At 58.4% G+C, this 19266-nt stretch carries 16 protein-coding genes; 15 read left to right on the forward strand and 1 reads right to left on the reverse strand.

Annotated features, from left to right (window positions below; translation table 11 throughout):
* Positions 1-143 precede the first annotated feature (143 nt).
* Positions 144-821, reverse strand: coding sequence for a phosphoadenosine phosphosulfate reductase domain-containing protein (locus ACXAG1_RS08125; RefSeq protein WP_475093688.1), 678 nt, complete (start codon positions 819-821; stop codon positions 144-146).
* A gap of 593 nt (positions 822-1414) precedes the next feature.
* Between ACXAG1_RS08125 and mraZ the strand changes: the two genes are divergently transcribed.
* From mraZ to lpxC, 15 genes are all read left to right on the forward strand, one after another.
* The gene (mraZ, locus tag ACXAG1_RS08130) at positions 1415-1858 is read left to right on the forward strand and encodes a division/cell wall cluster transcriptional repressor MraZ (protein WP_231759774.1); all 444 of its coding nucleotides are present in this window, start codon (positions 1415-1417) and stop codon (positions 1856-1858) included.
* A 29-nt stretch (positions 1859-1887) separates the two neighbouring features.
* On the forward strand, positions 1888-2814 hold the full coding sequence (gene rsmH / locus ACXAG1_RS08135) for a 16S rRNA (cytosine(1402)-N(4))-methyltransferase RsmH (protein WP_475119450.1): 927 nt from the start codon (positions 1888-1890) through the stop codon (positions 2812-2814).
* A gap of 9 nt (positions 2815-2823) precedes the next feature.
* On the forward strand, positions 2824-3105 hold the full coding sequence (ftsL, locus tag ACXAG1_RS08140) for a cell division protein FtsL (RefSeq protein WP_475119451.1): 282 nt from the start codon (positions 2824-2826) through the stop codon (positions 3103-3105).
* Between the two features lie 87 nt (positions 3106-3192).
* On the forward strand, positions 3193-4962 hold the full coding sequence (locus tag ACXAG1_RS08145; protein ID WP_475119452.1) for a peptidoglycan D,D-transpeptidase FtsI family protein: 1770 nt from the start codon (positions 3193-3195) through the stop codon (positions 4960-4962).
* Positions 4959-6491 (forward strand): UDP-N-acetylmuramoyl-L-alanyl-D-glutamate--2,6-diaminopimelate ligase, encoded by a 1533-nt coding sequence (locus ACXAG1_RS08150; protein ID WP_475093684.1) that lies wholly within the window; start codon positions 4959-4961, stop codon positions 6489-6491. Before ACXAG1_RS08145 ends, ACXAG1_RS08150 begins: the two co-directional genes overlap by 4 nt.
* Positions 6488-7867: a UDP-N-acetylmuramoyl-tripeptide--D-alanyl-D-alanine ligase gene (locus ACXAG1_RS08155; RefSeq protein ID WP_475093683.1), complete on the forward strand. Its 1380-nt coding sequence runs from the start codon at positions 6488-6490 to the stop codon at positions 7865-7867. Before ACXAG1_RS08150 ends, ACXAG1_RS08155 begins: the two co-directional genes overlap by 4 nt.
* Before the next feature lie 3 nt (positions 7868-7870).
* Entirely contained in the window at positions 7871-8956 is a 1086-nt protein-coding gene (gene mraY / locus ACXAG1_RS08160; protein WP_475093682.1) for a phospho-N-acetylmuramoyl-pentapeptide-transferase, read from the forward strand.
* A gap of 38 nt (positions 8957-8994) precedes the next feature.
* Entirely contained in the window at positions 8995-10407 is a 1413-nt protein-coding gene (gene murD / locus ACXAG1_RS08165; protein WP_475119453.1) for a UDP-N-acetylmuramoyl-L-alanine--D-glutamate ligase, read from the forward strand.
* Entirely contained in the window at positions 10404-11630 is a 1227-nt protein-coding gene (ftsW, locus tag ACXAG1_RS08170; protein WP_475093680.1) for a putative lipid II flippase FtsW, read from the forward strand. The genes murD and ftsW overlap by 4 nt, the downstream gene beginning before the upstream one ends.
* Complete coding sequence (gene murG / locus ACXAG1_RS08175; RefSeq protein ID WP_475119454.1) at positions 11630-12727, forward strand: undecaprenyldiphospho-muramoylpentapeptide beta-N-acetylglucosaminyltransferase; 1098 nt, start codon at positions 11630-11632, stop codon at positions 12725-12727. Before ftsW ends, murG begins: the two co-directional genes overlap by 1 nt.
* A 43-nt stretch (positions 12728-12770) precedes the next feature.
* Positions 12771-14213 (forward strand): UDP-N-acetylmuramate--L-alanine ligase, encoded by a 1443-nt coding sequence (gene murC, locus ACXAG1_RS08180; RefSeq protein ID WP_475119490.1) that lies wholly within the window; start codon positions 12771-12773, stop codon positions 14211-14213.
* 19 nt (positions 14214-14232) lie between these two features.
* Positions 14233-15072, forward strand: coding sequence for a cell division protein FtsQ/DivIB (locus ACXAG1_RS08185; RefSeq protein ID WP_475119455.1), 840 nt, complete (start codon positions 14233-14235; stop codon positions 15070-15072).
* Positions 15073-15163: 91 nt separating this feature from the next.
* The gene (gene ftsA / locus ACXAG1_RS08190) at positions 15164-16399 is read left to right on the forward strand and encodes a cell division protein FtsA (RefSeq protein WP_475093677.1); all 1236 of its coding nucleotides are present in this window, start codon (positions 15164-15166) and stop codon (positions 16397-16399) included.
* A gap of 77 nt (positions 16400-16476) precedes the next feature.
* On the forward strand, positions 16477-17682 hold the full coding sequence (ftsZ, locus tag ACXAG1_RS08195) for a cell division protein FtsZ (RefSeq protein ID WP_475093676.1): 1206 nt from the start codon (positions 16477-16479) through the stop codon (positions 17680-17682).
* A 565-nt stretch (positions 17683-18247) separates the two neighbouring features.
* Complete coding sequence (gene lpxC / locus ACXAG1_RS08200; RefSeq protein WP_043317379.1) at positions 18248-19159, forward strand: UDP-3-O-acyl-N-acetylglucosamine deacetylase; 912 nt, start codon at positions 18248-18250, stop codon at positions 19157-19159.
* Positions 19160-19266: the final 107 nt, after the last annotated feature.

The following is a 19266-nucleotide window of genomic DNA, read 5'->3' on the forward strand; positions in this document are numbered from 1 at the left end:
CTGCTACCGGGTATGGCCTTGCGAGACACGAGCTAGGCGCCCCCCCTCAACCCATCCCTGGGGGCTCTTCCGCGACATCCCTGTCGCAGAAGGTCTCGCAAGGCCGTACCCGATATCAGCCCCTTCGCGTCGACTATTTGGGGCTACTTCTGCAGCAGCAACCCACACTCACGGTGTTCCTCGCCCTTCGTCGGGTCAAAGTACACATCGTTATCCGGCAGATCGTTCTCGTAAACATACTCTTCCACATCAATTTCCTTGAGGTGGAACATCGGCGCTACGCGGATGGTGCCGTGGTTGCCCTTGGTGAAGACATCCAGCCCCTTGCGGTGCGCGTTCTGGTCGTGGCGGATACCGTTTAGCCAGACGTCCGGCTTCAGCTCCTGCATGGCGCGGTTGAAGGGTTCCAGCTTCACCGTGCGCGAGAAAAAGTCGTGCTCCGGAGTGTCCAGGGGCGGAATGCCGCCGTACACCGCGTTGTAGTGGGCCGCGGACATTTTCGGCGAGTAAGTGTACAGGTTCAGGTCTAGCAGCTTGATGACCTTCTCGATATGGCGGTAAGTCTCCGGCGTGTTGTAGCCATGGTCTACCCAGATTACCGGGATGTCCGGCTTGGCGCGGGTGACCAGGTGCAAAAAGGCGACGGCCAGGGGGCGGAAATTGGTGAAGACCACGGGGTTTTCGGCTTCCGCGATGGTGTAGGCCATGATTTCACTGGGTTTGCTGCCTTTGAAACGCTGGTTGAGCGCATCCAGGTCGGCACCGTGGTGGAAGGTGCGAGTGGGAACGCTCTGTTTGCTCAGTCCGGCGGATAGGCCCATGTCGATAAATTCCTGCTGAATTTTGAATAGGGCAAAGCTACAGCGTGTCGATGTCCATTAAAAATAATAAAAGCTGATTTTTATATGCCTCTCCGTTCTATCCCCGCAGACTCGACGCCCCAAGCCTTCCCCTTTGCATGAATTGTAGGGCGTGGCGCGAAAGTCCGTATTGGCGCAAATTTCCCTCCGGGTGAGTTGTGGCTGGTCAGTTCTCGTAAGTGCCTGCTTACTTTTGTGCTTTTTCAGTCTGCTCATGGGGCTTTCGCGTGAAGTTAAAGTGACTTGTTAAGTTGGCAGAGTAAGTGCTTGCTCTGCTGCAGTTTTGCGCAACCCCACCTCTGTTTGAAATGTAAACACTTCGCCTGCAGGCCGCGAAATTACTAGGCCTTTTCCCCTTTTCTCCCCGCTATTTCCTTGACTTTGTTGCGCCCAGATTTATAGTGTCGTAGGTGGAGAAAAGTGGAAATTTGTGGGGCAAAGTGGGGCGAATGTGGTGGTGAGTGGTAATTCACGCAACACCGTGTCGCCGGGTGGCAGGAAGTGTCATCGCTCTGCGGATGAAATTTGATTAATAACCAGGCAATTGCTGATCCATGTATCTGGGCAGTCACGCAATCAATATGGACGCCAAGGGGCGTCTGGCGATTCCGGCGCGAGTGAGAGACTCGCTGCTGGAAGATTGCGGTGGTCGCCTGGTTGTGACAGCGCATACGGAAGAGCGCTGCCTGCTCGTCTATCCTGATGCACAGTGGCGCGAAATTCTTCCAAAGATCGAGGCGCTGTCCAGTTTCAATAAAGTGGCGCGTCGCGCCCAGCGGTTGTTGATCGGTTATGCCTGCGAGCTGCAGGTGGACGGCAACGGCCGCGTGCTGATCCCGCCCACCTTGCGCGAGTACGCGGGGCTTGAGAAAAAGCTGATGCTGGTGGGGCAAGGGAAAAAACTGGAGTTGTGGAGCGAGGACCGCTGGATGGACTGGCTCGACGACAGTGAGGGGGATGGAGAGATGCCGGAAGAAATGGCCTCTCTCTCCCTGTAAACGAATTCAACTAATCGCAGGAGAGTGGGGTGTCCCAGGATCTGCATCGCAGTGTGTTGTTGCGCGAGGCTGTGGACGCCCTGGTGGTGGATCCGGACGGCTTGTATGTCGATGGCACCTTTGGTCGCGGTGGCCACAGTGCGCTGGTGCTTGAACAGCTGAGTGACGCGGGCCGTCTGGTGGCGGTGGATAAAGACCCGCAGGCCATCGAATTTGCTCGCGAGCGCTTTGCCGGCGAGTCGCGTTTTGATATCTGGCATGGCTCTTTTGCCGATATGGATCAGGCCGTCGCCGGTCACGCGGGCCAGGTAACCGGAATCCTGCTGGATCTGGGTGTCTCCTCGCCGCAATTGGATCAGGCGGAGCGCGGATTCAGCTTTATGCAGGACGGCCCGCTGGATATGCGCATGGATACCAGCCGCGGTATCAGCGCGGCGGAGTGGGTGAATACCGAGTCCGAAGCCGAAATGGCGCGGGTCTTCAAAGAGTACGGTGAGGAGCGTTTTGCGCGCCGTATGGCCGGGGCCATCGCGCGTCGGCGGGTCGAAAAGCCATTTGAGCGGACGCTGGACCTGGCGGAAGTGGTCAAGGCCGCGAATCCGGCCTGGGAAAAAGGCAAGCACCCGTCCACGCGCGTGTTTCAGGCGATCCGGATCCATATCAATGGCGAGCTGGATGACCTGTACCAGGCGCTGGACAAGTCGCTGGCGCTGCTCAAGCCGGGCGGGCGGCTGGTGATTATCAGCTTCCACTCGCTGGAAGACCGGATTGTGAAACGGTTTATCCGCGAACAGGAAAAGGGGCCGCAATTGCCTCGCGGGCTGCCGGTGATGGACAGCCAGATCAACAAAACCCTGCGCTCGATTGGCAAGGCTGTAAAGGCCGAGGCCCAGGAAGTGGGCGAAAACGTCCGTTCGCGCAGTGCCGTAATGCGTGTTGCCGAGCGTCTGGGCTGATCGCAGGTTATGGCGGCGACGGCGACAAACAAGTGGTGGCTGGCAGGGCTCTGGGGGCTGGTGATGGTGTCCGCCCTGGGGGTGGTGCACACCACGCATCAGAGCCGGGTACTCACAGCGCAGCTGGAGCAGGCGCAGCGCTACCGGGATGAGCTGCGCTATGAGCAGGAGCGACTGTTATTGGAGCGCGGAGCCTGGTCGGCCTATAGCCGGATCGAGCAGGTGGCAAAAGATAAGCTGGATATGCACGCGCCCGGGCCATCGGAGCGGGTGCTGGTAACGACAGATTAGATGGCCGAATAGACAGGTAAACAGACGGCGAAGCAGCGCCGCAAAGAAGATTGCGATAACAACAGGGATTTCGGGATAGCCTCAATCATGGGTGCCGTGAAAAAGCAGCAGCAACCACAACAGCAGCCGGGTATCGCCCGCTGGCGCTTTGCGCTGGTGGCGGGGCTACTGTGTGCGCTCGCCGCAGCCCTGGTGGTACACCTGGCTGGCCTGCAGGTGCTGCCGGAGCAGGACAAGGGTTACCGCTTCCTGCAGGATCAGGGGCGCGCCCGCACAATCCGCACCGAAGAAATTGCCGCCTACCGCGGCAGCATTGTCGATCGCAACGGTGAACTGCTCGCGGTAAGTACCCCGGTGCACACCATCTGGGCAAATCCGCAACTGCTGAAAGAGGCAAGCGCCGACCAGTTGCGCCAACTGGCCTCCGCCCTGGGCACGCCGCCCGCGCGTCTCGCCAAGCGTCTGGAAAAGTACCGCAACAAGGGCTTTATGTACCTGCGCCGTCATATGACTCCAGAAGGTGCGCAGAAAGTCCTGAAGCTGGACCTCGCGGGTGTCTACAGCAAAAAAGAATACCGCCGCTTTTACCCGGCCGGTGAAGTCACTGCCCAGCTGCTGGGCTTTACTAATATTGACGACCTCGGTCAGGAAGGGCTGGAGCTTGCCTATGAGCAGTCCCTGGCTGGCGAGCCCGGCAAGCGTCAGGTAGTGAAAGACCTGAAAGGCCGCACCGTGCGCGATCTGGCAGTGAAGCAGGAGGCGCGCCCTGGTCGCGACCTGCAGCTCACTATTGATATGCGCCTGCAGTACCTGGCCTACCGGGAGCTAAAAAAGGCGGTCACGGAAAATGGCGCCGCGTCCGGCTATATGGTGATTCTGGATACCCGCACCGGCGATGTGCTGGCAATGGCCAATCAGCCATCGTTTAACCCCAACAACCGCGCCGGGGTGAAAGCGGCCGCCATGCGCAACCGCGCGCTGATCGACCAGTTCGAGCCGGGTTCCACCATCAAGCCACTGACCGCACTTGCGGCGCTGGAAACCGGCCGCTGGCAGCCGCATACCCGGATCAATACCAGCCCCGGCTATATTCGCCTGCCGGGCAAGACCCTGCTGGACCCGGTGAACTACGGCGAAATCGATCTGACCCGGGTGATTACCAAATCGAGTCAGGTGGGTATCACCAAGGTGGCGATGGATCTGGAGCCGGAAACCCTGCGGGGGCTTTTTTACCGACTGGGGCTGGGTGAGGCCGTTGGCAGTGGGTTCCCCGGGGAGGCTCCCGGCATCCTGCCAACCCGGGGACGATGGCACCCCATTGAGCTGGCCAACTTTGCCTTCGGCTACGGTTTAACAGTAAACGCGGTGCAACTGGCTCAGGCCTACAGTGTGGTCGCCAACGCCGGGCTCAAGCGCCCGGTTTCGCTGATTCTGGAGCAGGGAAAAAAGGCAGAGCCCGCCGATCGGGTTGTAGAGTCGGAGCTGGCACGGGAAGTGACCGCGATGCTGGAAACCGTGATCGGCCCTGAGGGCACCGGCAAGCACGCAGCAGTTGAGGGCTACCGGGTCGCGGGTAAAACCGGCACCGTGCACAAGGTCGGTAGTGAAGGCTATGCGGATAACCGTTATCGCTCGGTATTTGCGGGCTTTGTACCGGCAGGCAATCCGCGCCTGGCGGCAGTGGTGGTGATCGACGATCCCACCAGCGCCAAGTATTACGGCGGTGAAGTCGCCGCGCCCGTGTTCGGAAAAGTAATGACTGGCGCCATGCGCTTGCTGCAGGTGCCACCGGAAGAAATTGCGCCCGCCGAGCGACAGCTGGCGACGCAGCTGGACGAGAGAGGTACCACATCGTGACCCAGCGCAATCAAAACCAAACCGGCGCGAAAGAAGTGCGCAGCGTATCCCTAACAGCGCTGGTGCCGGGCTACGCAGGTATTCCTGATATTTGTGTCACCGGTGTCGCACTCGACAGCCGCCAGGTGCAGCCGGGCGATGTGTTTATGGCGTTGCGCGGCACTGTAGTGGATGGCCGCGAATATATCGACAGTGCCATCAGCAGCGGTGCAGCAGTGGTACTGGCTGATGGTGAGGCCCTCGGCAGTGAGGAGCGCAACGGCGTGCAGGTCGTCACCGTGCCCGGTCTTGCTGCACGCGTGGGTGAAATCGCCGCGCGTTTTTACGGTAACCCCAGTGCCTCCATGTATCTCGTGGGGGTGACCGGCACCAATGGAAAGTCCACCTGTGCCTATCTGACCGCACAACTGCTGGCCGCACATTTTGGCAGTGCCGCAGTGATGGGCACCATCGGCAATGGTGTCTGGAAAAACGGCGATAGCCAGCTTGTGGACACCGGCCTCACCACCGCTGACCCGGTGCGACTGCAAAAAGACTACGCAGAGTTTTTTGCGCTGGGTGCCCGCGCTGGCGCCATGGAGGTTTCATCCCACTCCCTGGCGCAGGGGCGGGTGCACGGGCTGGAATTTGATACCGCGGTTTTTACCAATCTGACCCGGGATCACCTGGATTATCACGGCAATATGGCCGCCTACGGTGCCGCCAAAGAAAAACTGTTTGGTTTGCCGAAGCTGAAGCGCGGTGTGATCAATATTGACGACCCCTTTGGTGCGCAGATGGTTGAGCGCTGCAAGCTGCGCGGCCTGAAAACCATTACCTACGGTTTGCAATCCGGTGATCTACAGATCCGCGACCTGAAGCGCCTGGACAGTGGTTTTTCCGTACATTTAATTAGCCCCTGGGGTGAAGGCGAACTGAAAGCACCGTTGATTGGTGATTTCAATATTCACAACGCTCTGGCCGTTGTTGCTGCGGCGGGCGCCGCGGGAATGCCGCTCGACGAAATCCTCGCCGCGTTTGAAACGATTCGCCCGGTACCTGGGCGGATGGAACGTGTCGCCAGCAGTGTGGCAGAAGATATCAACGTACTGGTGGATTACGCCCACACTCCGGACGCGCTGCGCGCGGCACTGGAAGCCGCACGCCCGTATTGTCGCGGCAAACTGTGGTGTGTTTTTGGCTGCGGTGGTGATCGCGATTCCGGCAAGCGCGCCCCCATGGGGCGAATCGCAGCAGAGCTGTCAGATTGCGCGGTCGTCACCAGCGATAATCCTCGCGGTGAAGATCCGCAGAAAATTATCGATGACATAGTGCAAGGCATTGATGGTCAGCAGTGTGTGGTGAAAATCGATCGCGCAGAAGCCATCGCTTTTGCGATTGCGCAAGCCGAGCCGGGCGATACGGTTCTGATCGCCGGCAAGGGCCACGAGGACTACCAGCTGATCGGCGGTGAAAAACTGCACTTCTGCGATCGTGAGCAGGCCGCCGCCGCCCTGGATCAGCGTGCAACCGCGGGGAGCGAACAATGATTGCGCCGATCTCCCTGGAACAGTTACAGCAACGGTTTGGCGGAGAGCTGATCAATGGCTCGGTGACGTTTGATGCGGTGTGCACCGATACCCGCAAGCTGGATTCCGGTGCACTGTTTGTCGCGTTGCGCGGCGAGACCTTCGATGCCCACGACTTTCTGGAAAAAGTCGATGGCGAGGTTCTAGGCCTGGTTACCGAAAAGCGCCTGGAAAACTCCAGCATGCCCCAGTGGCTGGTGCCGGACACCAATATTGCCCTTGGACAGATTGGTCGCCAGTGTCGCGATCAATTCAGTGGCCCGGTTATCGGCATTACCGGTTCCTGTGGCAAAACCACGGTAAAGGAAATGATGGCGGCCATTTTTGGTCAGCGTCATCAGGTGTGTGTTACCCGGGGTAATCTGAATAATCACTTCGGCGTGCCCATGACCCTGTTTTCCCTGGCGCCGGAGCATGAAGTTCTGATCGTCGAGATGGGGGCGAGCGGCCCCAATGAAATCGGCTATCTGTGCGGCATTGCCAAACCCGGGATCACTGCGGTCAACAATGTGATGCCTGCACATGTCGAAGGTTTTGGCTCGGTGGATGGCATCGCCACCGCCAAGGGGCAGATTTACACCAGCCTCGATCCGGAAGGGATTGCGGTGGTGAACGCGGACGATAACTACGCGGATTATTGGCGCGGCGAAATGCCGGAGGGCGTGCGCACGCTGGAAGTTGGTTTCGGTCATCAGTGCGCGGTGCATCCGGATAACGTTCAAATAGATGAGCTGGGTTGTGCCTCTTTCGATTTGATTGTCGAAGGGGTTTCGCACCCGGTGCAGTTGCGCGTGCTCGGTGAGCACAATGTGCATAACGCGCTGGTAGCCGCCGGCTGCGCTCACGCTGCAGGAATCCCTGTGGCGGAAATTGCAAGTGGCCTGAGTGCAGCCAAAGGCGTGGGCGGGCGAATGCAGTCACAAGAGGGGCGTAATGGCGCCACGGTAATTGATGACAGCTACAACGCCAACCCTGGGTCGGTCAGTGCGGCCATTGAATTGCTGGCCCAGCGCACCGGCAAGAAAATCCTGGTGCTCGGCGATATGGCCGAACTGGGTCCGGAGGCGGATAGCGCGCACCGGGATATGGGGAAGCTGGCCCGCGAACGGGGTATCGACCAGCTGTTTACCCTGGGGACTTTGAGCGGCGCGGCGAGTGTGGAATTCGCCGCGGGCCGCCAACACGGACAAAGGAATTTTTCCGAACGCGAGCCGCTGATTCAGGCACTCGCCCCGGAACTGGATGGAAACACCACTGTGCTGGTGAAAGGTTCCCGCAGTGCGCGAATGGAACTGGTTGTGCAGGCACTGACCAACGGGATTCAAGAAAAGGTTTAATCCATGCTGCTTTGGCTGGCTGAATATTTACAACAGTACTTCAAGGGCTTTGCAGTCTTTGACTACCTGACTGTGCGCGCGATTCTCAGTGCGCTCACCGCCCTGGGGATTTCCCTGCTGGTTGGCCCACGCATGATTACCTGGCTGAACCGGTTGCAGGTAGGGCAGGCAGTGCGGGATGACGGCCCGCAATCGCACCTGAGCAAATCGGGTACGCCCACCATGGGCGGCACCCTGATTCTTGCCGCGATTTTTTCCGGCGCATTGCTGTGGTCCGACCTCAGTAATCGCCTGGTGTGGGTAACCCTGCTGGTCACTTTTGTGTTCGGTGCAGTGGGTTTTGTCGACGACTACAAAAAAGTGGTGGAGAAAAACTCCAGAGGACTGATCGCACGCTGGAAATACTTCTGGCAGTCGATTGCGGGTTTAGGGGCGGCGATCTACCTGTATATGACCGCCACCTCGCCGGCGGAAACCCAGTTGTTTGTGCCGTTTTTCAAAGATGTGGCCATTAATCTCGGCCCAGTGACTTTTATCCTGCTGACTTATTTTGTGGTTGTGGGCTCCAGCAACGCGGTTAATCTGACCGATGGCCTGGATGGCCTGGCCATTATGCCGTCAGTGATGGTTGGCGGAGCGCTGGGTGTGATTGCGTATCTGGTTGGCCACGTGGAATTTGCCACCTACCTGCACATTCCGTCGATCTCCGGTGCCGGTGAGCTGGCGGTGTTCTGCGCCGCACTGGGCGGGGCTGGCCTCGGGTTCTTGTGGTTTAACACCTACCCGGCCCAGGTGTTTATGGGTGATGTGGGTGCCCTGGCCCTGGGCGCGGCCCTGGGCATTATTGCGGTGATCACCCGCCATGAAATTGTGCTGTTCATTATGGGCGGTGTGTTCGTAATGGAAACTGTATCGGTGATCCTGCAGGTGGCCTCGTTCAAGTTGACCGGAAAACGCATCTTCCGGATGGCGCCACTGCACCACCACTTTGAATTGAAAGGGTGGCCGGAGCCGCGGGTGATTGTGCGCTTCTGGATTATCACCGTGGTGCTGGTACTCGCGGGTCTGGCGACCCTCAAATTACGTTAATCCATAGAAAAAATCGACGCGGAAAGCATAAAAAACCAATGAGCCTAATCGCAACTTCAGAGAGAAAAGTGGTGATCGGACTGGGCGCTACCGGGCAATCGGTGGTGCGCTATCTGCTGCGCCAGGGTATTTCTCCTGTGGTTGTTGACAGCCGCGAGGCGCCGGCCCCACTGGCGCAATTCCGTGCAGATTACCCGGATGTGCCGGTGGAGTGTGGCCCGCTGAACAGCGAAACCCTGCTGGCCGCGAGCGAAATCATTGCAAGCCCAGGTATTGGTGTGGCCGAGCCGGCCATTGCGGCTGCGATAGGTGCCGGGATTCCGGTGATCGGCGATATCGAACTGTTCGCGCGGGAAATCAATCGCGCGGAAACAAAACCGAAAATCATCGCCATCACCGGTTCCAATGGCAAAAGCACCGTGACTACCCTGATGGGCAAGATGGTCGAGGCTGCGGGCCTGAGAGTGGAAGTGGGCGGAAATATCGGCGTGCCGGTACTGGATATGCTGGCGCAATGTGGGCCTGCACTGCCGGATGTATTTGTGCTTGAACTATCGAGTTTTCAGCTGGAAACCACGCATTCGCTCGCGCCCGATGTGGCCACCATTCTGAATATTAGTGCGGACCATATGGACCGCTACGCAAACCTGGCGGCTTATCACCAGGCCAAGCAGCGGGTGTACCGCCATGCGGAGCAGCTGGTTATCAATCGCGCGGACCCGCTTACTCGCGGCCCATTGGGTAAAGACCGGGTGGAGTGGAGTTTTGGCCTTGATCGTCCGGACCTGCGCCAGTTCGGCGTGGTCACCGACGACGCCGGGCAGTGGCTGGCGAAAGGCGCCGAAAAGCTGATGCGCACCGACGATATGGCCATGGTGGGCAGCCACAACGTGGCCAATGCACTGGCGGCGCTGGCGCTGGGCAATGCGGTGGGAATTTCCATGGAGCCAATGCTTCAGGCTCTGCGTACCTTTGCCGGCCTTACACATCGCTGTGAGCGGGTGGGCGATCAGGCTGGTGTCATTTATGTGAATGATTCCAAGGGCACCAATGTGGGTGCGACGCGGGCGGCACTGGATGGCCTGGCTGAAGGCGAACGCAAGATCGTTTTAATTGCGGGTGGTGATGGCAAGGGCGCCGATTTTTCGACGCTTGCAGAGGCGGCTAATACCCTGCGTGGCCTTGTGACCATCGGTGTGGATGGCCCCAGAATCGCTTGTGTGTTCGACGGCAAAGTCCAGCAGGAAACCGCTGGAGATATGTTTGATGCGGTAAATAAGGCGAGCGCGCTGGCCAATCCCGGCGACTATGTACTGCTGTCTCCGGCCTGCGCCAGTTTTGATATGTACCGCAATTTTGAAGCGCGGGGTGAAGAATTTCGGCGCGTGGTGCTGGAGCGTTTGTCTGGTTCGGTTGCGAGTGATTGTGCGAATAAAGGAGGCAGCCAATGAGCAGGTTGCCCCTTGATGCCGCCAACCAGCAAGTGGACCCCTACGCGTGGGTATTGCCATTCTGCGTGGCGGCACTGGCGAGCATCGGTGTGGTGATGGTTGCATCGGCGTCGGTGGCCTACGCCGCAGATCTGTACAACGACGAGTGGCACTTTTTAAAGCGGCACCTGGTATTTCTTGCCGCAGGCATATTCGGAGCATTCGTGCTGAGTCGAATCTCCCTCAGCACCTGGTCGAACCTGTCGTGGACCCTGCTGATTTTCGCCTGCGCCATGCTGGTAGTGGTGTTGATCCCCGGAGTGGGGCGCGCGGTTAACGGCAGTATGCGCTGGATTGCACTGGGGCCGATCACCGTACAGCCGGCGGAGATTGCGAAATTTTGTTGCCTGGTCTTTTTCGCCAGCTTCCTGACTCGCCGTCAGGAAAAGCTCCGGCACTGGAGCAGCTTTATGGTGCCGATTTCGGTGCTGGGCATCGTAGCGATTCTGCTGTTGCTGGAGCCGGATTTTGGCTCTGTTGTAGTAATTGCCGGCACTGCACTGGCGATGGTGTTTCTCGCCGGTGCGCGTCTGCCCCATACCTTTATGCTGGTGGCACTGGCAGCCTGTGGTCTGGTGATGATGGCGATTTTCAGTCCATACCGGCTGCAGCGCCTCACCACGTTCTGGGACCCCTGGGCGGAGCAATACGCTGCCGGCTACCAGCTAACTCAGTCTCTGATTGCCTTCGGGCGTGGTGAATGGTTCGGCGTCGGTCTTGGCAACAGCGTACAGAAATTGTTTTACCTGCCGGAAGCGCACACGGATTTTGTGTTTGCAATTCTTGCCGAGGAGTGGGGTCTGATTGGTGGTCTGCTGGTGATTTGCCTTTACAGCGCACTGACCTGGTCGCTGTTGCGCCTGGTGCGGAAAGCGCTGCAGAAGCAGGCTTACTTCGCCGCGCTATTGACCTTTGGTATCGCGGTGCTTCTGGCCGGCCAGGCATTTGTGAATATGGGGGTGGCATCTGGCCTCTTGCCCACCAAGGGATTGACGCTGCCGTTTGTCAGCTCAGGTGGCTCCAGCCTTGTGGTGTGCTTTGGCCTGTTCGCTCTGGCCTGGCGCGCACAGAAAGAGTTGAGCAGCGATGAAGGTGAGGACGAAGGTCGCCTCGCCAAAATCAGCCAGCTACCGATTTTCAATCCGTTGCAGCTGGGCGACAGAAAAACCGGGGAGGCCGCGTAATGAGTGCGCACGAAGTAGACAAGCCTTTTACCGGCAAAAAAATTCTGATGATGGCCGGCGGTACCGGCGGTCATGTGTTTCCGGCGCTGGCGGTGGCCAACGCTTTGCGGGGACAGGGTGCTGCCATCGAGTGGTTGGGCACCATGCGCGGTATTGAATCGCAGTTGATTCCGGCTGCTGATATTCCGCTGCACTTTATTACCGTGGAAGGTATTCGCGGCAAAGGCAAGGCGGCACTGCTGAAGGCGCCACTGCAGATCAGTAAGGCCGTATGGCAAGCGCGCAACGTCGTGAAAGCGGTAGCCCCTGATGCGGTGCTGGGCTTTGGTGGTTTTGCCACTGGTCCCGGCGGCGTGGCAGCGCGACTCGCTGGTATACCGCTGATTATTCACGAGCAGAATGCGGTGGCGGGAACCACGAATCGGTTGCTGGCAAAAGTGGCCACGCGGGTGTTGGAAGCATTCCCCAGCGGACTTCCGAACGCAGAAGAAGTGGGGAACCCGGTACGTGAGGAAATTTCCAGTTTGCCAGCACCGGCTGAACGGGTGGGAACAAAACAGCCTCTGCGCCTGTTGATTCTGGGTGGCAGCCTGGGTGCCGTAGCCATTAATGAGTTGGTGCCGCAGGCGCTGGCCAAAATAGACCGGGACAAGCGCCCGCAGGTTGTACACCAGGCAGGGCAGCGCCATCTGGACGTAGCGAAGGAGGCTTACGAGCGTGTTGGTGTCACTGCGGAAGTGGTGCCATTTATCGCGGATATGGCCGCGGCCTACAGCCAGGCAGATCTGGTGATCTGCCGCTCCGGTGCGCTGACGGTCTCCGAAATTGCTGCCGCTGGCCTGGGTGCAATCATGGTGCCTTTCCCATTTGCCATTGACGACCACCAGACCAAAAACGGTGAGTGGTTGCAGCAGGCGGGTGCCGCACAGGTGATCCAGCAGGATGATCTGGATGCAGAACAGTTGGCGAGCTTGCTGGAAAGCCTGTTTGCCGATCCGAAAAAATTACTGGCCATGGCCGAGGCTGCGCGTCGCGCGGCCAAGCCCGACGCAACCGGTCGGGTGCTGGCGGTGTGCCGCGAAGAGTTGGGGTGCTGATATGTCCGACGAAACACCAGAGAGCGCCGAGTCAGGAAAAATTATGAGTGAAACCGGCGAGCGCCACTATCACGTTCCCGCCATGCGCCGTATTCGCCGCATCCATTTTATTGGTGTCGGCGGCGCGGGCATGAGCGGCATTGCGGAAGTGCTGCAGAACCAGGGCTACGAAGTGTCCGGTTCGGATCTGCGTGAAAGCAAGGTAACCGAGCGGTTGCGCAACCTGGGTGTAAAAGTGCAGATCGGCCACACCGCTGAAAATGTCAGCGATGTGGATGTCGTGGTGAACTCCTCGGCCATTTACGGGGACAATCCCGAGTTGACCGCCGCGCGGGAAAACAGGATTCCGGTGGTGCGCCGTGCGGAAATGCTGGGCGAGTTGATGCGCTATCGCTACGGCATCGCCGTCGCCGGTACGCACGGAAAGACCACGACTACCAGTCTGATCGCATCGATCTTTGCCGCGGACGGCAAGGATCCGACTTTTGTGATCGGCGGTTTGGTAAACAGTGCCGGGGCCAACGCCGCACTGGGAGAAAGCCGTTACCTGGTGGCGGAAGCGGACGAAAGTGATGCGTCCTTCCTGCACCTGCAGCCGATGGTCACCGTGGTGACCAATATCGATGCAGATCATATGGAAACCTACGGTGGTGATTTCGAAAAGGTTAAACAGATCTTTATCGACTTTATCCACAACCTGCCGTTCTACGGTTTGGCGGTGATGTGTGGCGACGATGAAAACGTTCAGGAGATTATCCCCAAGCTGTCGCGCCCGGTGGCTACATACGGGTTTGATGAGGGTAACGATTTCCTGATCAGCGATGTGCGTCAGGAGCCGCTGCGCAGCTTTTTCAATGTGCAGCGCCCGGATAGCAGTGTGATCGATGTCTGCGTCAATGTGCCGGGTATTCACAACGTACTGAATGCGACCGCGGCAATAGCGGTTGCTTCTGAAGAAGGGGTGAGCGATGACGCAATTCGTGAAGGTCTGAAGGGCTTTCAGGGGGTTGGTCGCCGCTTCCAGATTTACGGCGAGTACCCGGTCAGCGACGACAAGGACTCAGACAAGGTCATGCTGGTGGACGATTACGGCCACCACCCGCGGGAAGTGGACGCCACCATCAAGACTGTGCGCGACGGCTGGCCCGAGCGCCGACTGGTCATGGTGTACCAGCCGCACCGCTATACGCGCACCCGGGATTTGTTTGAAGACTTCGTACAGGTGCTTTCTCAGGTCGACAAACTGGTTCTTCTGGATGTATATAGCGCGGGCGAAGCGGTAATCCCGGGCGCGGACAGTCGAACCCTGGCGCGCAGTATTCGCAACCGCGGCCAGGTAGATCCGATATTTGTGGAAAAAATCGACCAGGTACCACCGATGCTCGCGGATCTTCTGGAGCCCGGCGATATCGTGCTGACACAGGGCGCCGGTAACGTGGGCGGCCTGGCGCAGCAACTGGCGGAATGGCGCCTGGGCGACAAGTAGCGAGCAACAGTTAGCAACCGTGGCCAGAGAAAAAAAGTCGTCTCGAGAAAAAGCGGCGAAGACAAAAAAGGGGAAGAAGCCGGTGCGCGGCGCGCGCGCGCTACCAAACCCTGACCAGGATGCCGGGACGGGCCTGCTGCGAATTCTGGGTATGGTCGCCATGTTGCTTCTGGTGGCAAGCGGTCTCGGTTACAGCGCCCACTGGCTGTGGCAGCGGGCACCGGCGGTGGAATTGAGCCGCGTAGATGCACTGGAAAATGTGCGCGTGAGAGCGCCGTTTCGTGCGCTCAGCGAAAAGGCGGTAGAAGATATTTTGTTGCCGCACCTGCGCAGCGGTTTCTTCTCGATGGATATCGACGAGATTCGCGGTGCACTGCTGGCCGACCCCTGGATTGTGAATGCGTCGGTCAGCCGGCGCTGGCCCAACGGGGTGGATGTGGTGGTCGAAGAGGCGGAGCCCCTTGCCATCTGGGGGGAAGATCAACTGTTGATCGCCAGTGGCGCATTGTTGCCACGACCAGAAAATTTAAAAGATCTGCGCTTGCCGGAACTGGCGGGCGATGCGGATCTGGTGGATCGAATAATGATGCAGTACCAGGCTCTGGCCGGACTGTTGACCACCAAAGATATGGAAGTGCGCCGCCTGTCCTTCGATGACCTGGCGGGCTGGCAGCTGGAGCTGGTGAGCGGTATTCGCCTGCAGCTCGGGCACGATGAACTGCTGGAGCGGGTTGACCGCTTCCTCAGTCTGACCCGCGGCGTACTGGCGCCGCATCTGCAAAAAATTGCGGGCGTGGATGCCCGTTACAACAACGCAGTTGCGGTGCAATGGAAACCAACGGAAAACAAACAAAACTGACAACAAAACAGGCAGATAAAAAGCGGGGCTCGGCCCTGATCCGACATGCTCTATGTGGATCGGCGCATCGTCCCGCGAGGTTGAAAATCCAATGACACAATCCTCTGAACCGCGCATGATCGTCGGGCTGGATATCGGTACATCCAAGGTGGTGGCGATCGTCGGTGAAGTTTCCGGAGACGGCGAATTGAATATCGTCGGCATCGGCTCTCACCGCTCGACCGGTATGAAGCGTGGCGTGGTGGTGAATATTGAATCCACAGTGCAGTCCATTCAGCGCGCGGTGGAAGAAGCCGAGCTGATGGCTGGCTGTGAAATTCACTCGGTGTATGCGGGGATTGCCGGTAGTCATATTCGCAGTCTGAACAGCCACGGTATCGTGGCGATCAAAGATCGCGAAGTGACCCAGCAGGATCTGGATCGGGTAATCGATGCGGCCCGTGCGGTGGCCATTCCGGCGGACCAGAAAATCCTGCACACCCTGCCGCAGGAATATCTGATCGATAACCAGGAAGGCGTGAAAGAACCACTGGGCATGTCCGGCGTACGCCTGGAAGCCAAGGTGCACCTGGTAAGTGGTGCGGTGAATGCGGCGCAGAATATCGAGAAGTGTATCCGTCGCTGTGGTCTTGAAGTGGAAGACATCATTCTTGAGCAGCTCGCTTCCAGCTACGCCGTGCTGACTGACGATGAAAAGGAGTTGGGCGTGTGTATGGTGGATATTGGTGGTGGCACCACCGATATCGCGGTGTTTACCGGCGGCTCTATTCGCCATACCGGTGTTATCCCGATCGCCGGCGACCAGGTTACCAATGACATCGCCATGGCCCTGCGCACACCGACGCCGCACGCGGAAGAGCTGAAAATCAAATATGCCTGCGCGCTGGCGAAGCTGGCGCGGGAAGGGGAGACCATCAAAGTGCCGAGCGTGGGCGACCGCGCACCGCGGGACCTTTCACGTCAGGCGCTGGCCGAAGTGGTAGAGCCCCGTTACGACGAGTTGTTCACGCTGGTGCAGGCGGAGTTGCGCCGCAGCGGTTTTGAGGATCTGTGTGCAGCGGGCATCGTACTGACCGGCGGCTCTTCAAAAATGGAAGGTGCTGTCGAACTGGCTGAAGAAATTTTCCATATGCCCGTGCGCCTGGCGGTGCCGCAGGGTATTGCCGGACTGACCGACATTGTCAGTAATCCCATCTATTCCACTGGGGTGGGTTTGCTGATGTACGCCATCAAGGCAGAGGAAAACAAGGGTAGCCAGCCCCGCGTCAAGCGAGAGGACAACCAGTGGTGGGACAAGGTCAAACACTGGTTCAGAGGCAACCTGTAGCAAGAGAGCCTTCAAGCCGAAAATAAATACCCGGACAGATTAATAAATTTGGACATGAGCAAAAAAGGGGAACAGCAATGTTCGAACTCGTAGATAGCGTACAGGATAAACCTGTCATTAAAGTGATTGGTGTGGGCGGCGGCGGCGGTAACGCCGTGAAGCACATGATTGCCAGCGAAGTGGACGGTGTGGATTTCATCTGCGCCAACACTGATGCCCAGGCGCTGAAAGATGTGGAAGCGCAAACCATTCTGCAGCTGGGTAACACCATTACCCGCGGACTGGGTGCCGGCGCCAATCCGGATGTGGGCCGTCAGTCCGCACTGGAAGATCGCGAGCGCATCGCCGAAGTACTGACCGGTGCCGACATGGTGTTTATCACCGCGGGCATGGGTGGCGGTACCGGTACCGGTGGTGCACCGATCGTGGCAGAAATCGCCAAGGATCTGGGTATCCTCACCGTAGCGGTGGTCACTCGTCCCTTCATGATTGAAGGTCGCAAGCGCACTACCGTGGCAGAAGAGGGCATCCTCGAACTGCGCGACAAGGTCGACTCCCTGATCACCATCCCTAATGATCGCCTGCTGGAAGTACTCGGCAACAAGATCACCATGAAGGCCGCGTATAAAGAGGCCGACAACGTACTGCTGGGTGCCGTTCAGGGGATTGCGGACCTGATGATCCGTCCGGGCATCATGAACGTGGACTTCGCCGATGTGCGCACCGTGATGTCTGAAATGGGTATGGCAATGATGGGCTCCGGCTCCGCCATTGGTGAGAACCGTGCTCGTGAAGCGGCGGAGAAAGCCGTACGCAGCCCGCTGCTGGATAACGTCAATCTGCAGGGCGCGCGCGGTATTCTGGTGAACATCATCACCGGTAGCGAGGAGGCTGGCTGTCAGGAGCTGACTCTGGGGGAATACTCCGAAGTCGGTCAGATTGTGCAGGAAATTGCCTCTGACGATGCCACCGTCGTGATCGGTACTGCGGTCGACGACAAACTGGGTGACGAGATGCGTGTAACTGTAGTTGCTGCCGGTCTCGGTGATGCAGGTGCTCAGGTGGCCCGTCCGACCAAGGTCGTGGATAACACTCGACGTGAGCAACCTCGAGAAGCGGCCCGTGCCGCTGCGCCGACGGAAGCGACCCGTGAGTCTCAGGAAGTTCGGTCTTCTGCCCGCGCCGATGTGAAGCGCGAGCGTGCTATGCCGCCGATCAACCCGGCAGACCAAGATATGGAATACCTGGATATCCCGGCGTTCCTGCGCCGCCAGGCAGACTGACGTCGCCCGGCTCTTCGGGACCCTTTTGTGCGGGCACCTTGTGCTTGTTGGGGGCTCGTCCGAGCAGCGGCGGCATCTGCTCATGTCTATGTCCGGTGAAATTCCGGGCATTCGCCCGCTCTGGCGAGGGCGGCGGAGTCTCACTGAGCGTGGGGCTTCGTCTCCCGGAGGGCTGAAAGCAATGCTTTTGGATGACATTCAGCAGGGAAGAAAGTGGCAGTACACCGCAGGAAGTCGGTGATATTCAGGGGGAATTCAGTAATTCGACGATAGAATCTGGTGACCGTCAGGTTTTCGGGCGTGCGTTAACACTTGTTAACCGCCGGCAGCCTGGTAAAGGCGTACAATTAACACCGTTAGTTTCTGGCCTGTGCGCTGGTTTGGCGCAGTAGTCTTCTCTCTGGACTATGCTTAGTGGAAGCAGGGTGGAAATGGTGTGCCGCACTAACAGAATTGCCCGGGAAGTGACTGAACGGGTTTCTGTAGTTTTGGCGTATATTTTCTGTTACTATCGCCGGCTCGCTGCGGTTCGTGCGCAGCTCACCGATTGGGAACCTAGATATAGATGATCAAACAGCGCACTCTCAAAAACGCTATTCGTGCCACTGGTGTTGGCCTGCATACCGGTAAAAAGGTCATTTTGACCCTGAAACCGGCGCCGGTGAACAGTGGTATCGTATTCCGTCGGGTCGATCTGGATCCGGTGGTTGAGATTGAAGCGCGTGCTGAAAACGTGGGTGACACACTGCTTTCCACCACTCTGGTGAAGGGCGACGTGCGCATTGCCACGGTAGAGCACCTGCTGTCCGCCATGGCTGGTCTGGGTATCGACAATGCGATTGTCGAGCTGTCCGCCCAGGAAGTGCCGATCATGGATGGTAGCGCGGGTCCTTTCGTATTTCTGATTCAGTCTGCAGGTATCCAGGAGCAGGCTGCTCCGAAGAAATTCCTGCGGATCAAGAAGCCGGTTACCGTGGAAGAGGGCGACAAGGTTGCCAGCTTTCTGCCGTTTAACGGCTTCAAGGTGTCCTTCACCATCGACTTCGATCACCCTGTGTTCGAGGGGCGCAACCTGAGCTCCTCTGTAGATTTCTCCAGCACCTCTTTCGTAAAAGAAGTGAGCCGCGCGCGCACCTTCGGTTTCATGCACGAGATTGAATATCTGCGCTCCAAAGGTCTGGTGCAGGGTGGTAGTGTGGATAACGCCATCGTTATCGACCAGTACCGTATCCTCAACGAGGGCGGCCTGCGTTACGAAGACGAATTCGTGAAACACAAAATCCTCGACGCCATTGGCGACCTGTACCTGCTGGGTACCAGCGTTATTGGTGAGTTTAAGGCCTTTAAATCCGGCCACGCACTGAACAACAAGTCTCTGCGCACCTTGATGGCGCAGGAAGATGCTTGGGAAATGGTGACGTTCGAGGACGAACAGGAAGCGCCTATCTCTTACGTCAAGCCAATCCTGGCGGTGTAAGAGGCGCTTCACGCAAAAGTCGGCACGAAAATTGCCGGCTTTTTTGTTTATGGCGGGCAATGATTTGTGCGCCAGTATTCTTATTTCGCCGCCAGTGCGTGTTACAT

Source organism: Microbulbifer sp. ABE4_465 (assembly GCF_056160765.1).

Excerpts from the sequence above, each read along its gene's own strand:
- mraZ (WP_231759774.1), top strand. The coding sequence starts at position 1,415 with ATGTATCTGGGCAGTCACGCAATCAATATGGACGCCAAGGGGCGTCTG.
- mraY (WP_475093682.1), top strand. The coding sequence starts at position 7,871 with ATGCTGCTTTGGCTGGCTGAATATTTACAACAGTACTTCAAGGGCTTT.
- ftsA (WP_475093677.1), top strand. The coding sequence starts at position 15,164 with ATGACACAATCCTCTGAACCGCGCATGATCGTCGGGCTGGATATCGGT.
- murD (WP_475119453.1), top strand. The coding sequence starts at position 8,995 with ATGAGCCTAATCGCAACTTCAGAGAGAAAAGTGGTGATCGGACTGGGC.
- ftsZ (WP_475093676.1), top strand. The coding sequence starts at position 16,477 with ATGTTCGAACTCGTAGATAGCGTACAGGATAAACCTGTCATTAAAGTG.
- ACXAG1_RS08155 (WP_475093683.1), top strand. The coding sequence starts at position 6,488 with ATGATTGCGCCGATCTCCCTGGAACAGTTACAGCAACGGTTTGGCGGA.
- lpxC (WP_043317379.1), top strand. The coding sequence starts at position 18,248 with ATGATCAAACAGCGCACTCTCAAAAACGCTATTCGTGCCACTGGTGTT.
- murC (WP_475119490.1), top strand. The coding sequence starts at position 12,771 with ATGAGTGAAACCGGCGAGCGCCACTATCACGTTCCCGCCATGCGCCGT.
- ACXAG1_RS08145 (WP_475119452.1), top strand. The coding sequence starts at position 3,193 with ATGGGTGCCGTGAAAAAGCAGCAGCAACCACAACAGCAGCCGGGTATC.
- ACXAG1_RS08125 (WP_475093688.1), bottom strand. The coding sequence starts at position 821 with ATGGGCCTATCCGCCGGACTGAGCAAACAGAGCGTTCCCACTCGCACC.
- ftsL (WP_475119451.1), top strand. The coding sequence starts at position 2,824 with ATGGCGGCGACGGCGACAAACAAGTGGTGGCTGGCAGGGCTCTGGGGG.
- murG (WP_475119454.1), top strand. The coding sequence starts at position 11,630 with ATGAGTGCGCACGAAGTAGACAAGCCTTTTACCGGCAAAAAAATTCTG.
- ftsW (WP_475093680.1), top strand. The coding sequence starts at position 10,404 with ATGAGCAGGTTGCCCCTTGATGCCGCCAACCAGCAAGTGGACCCCTAC.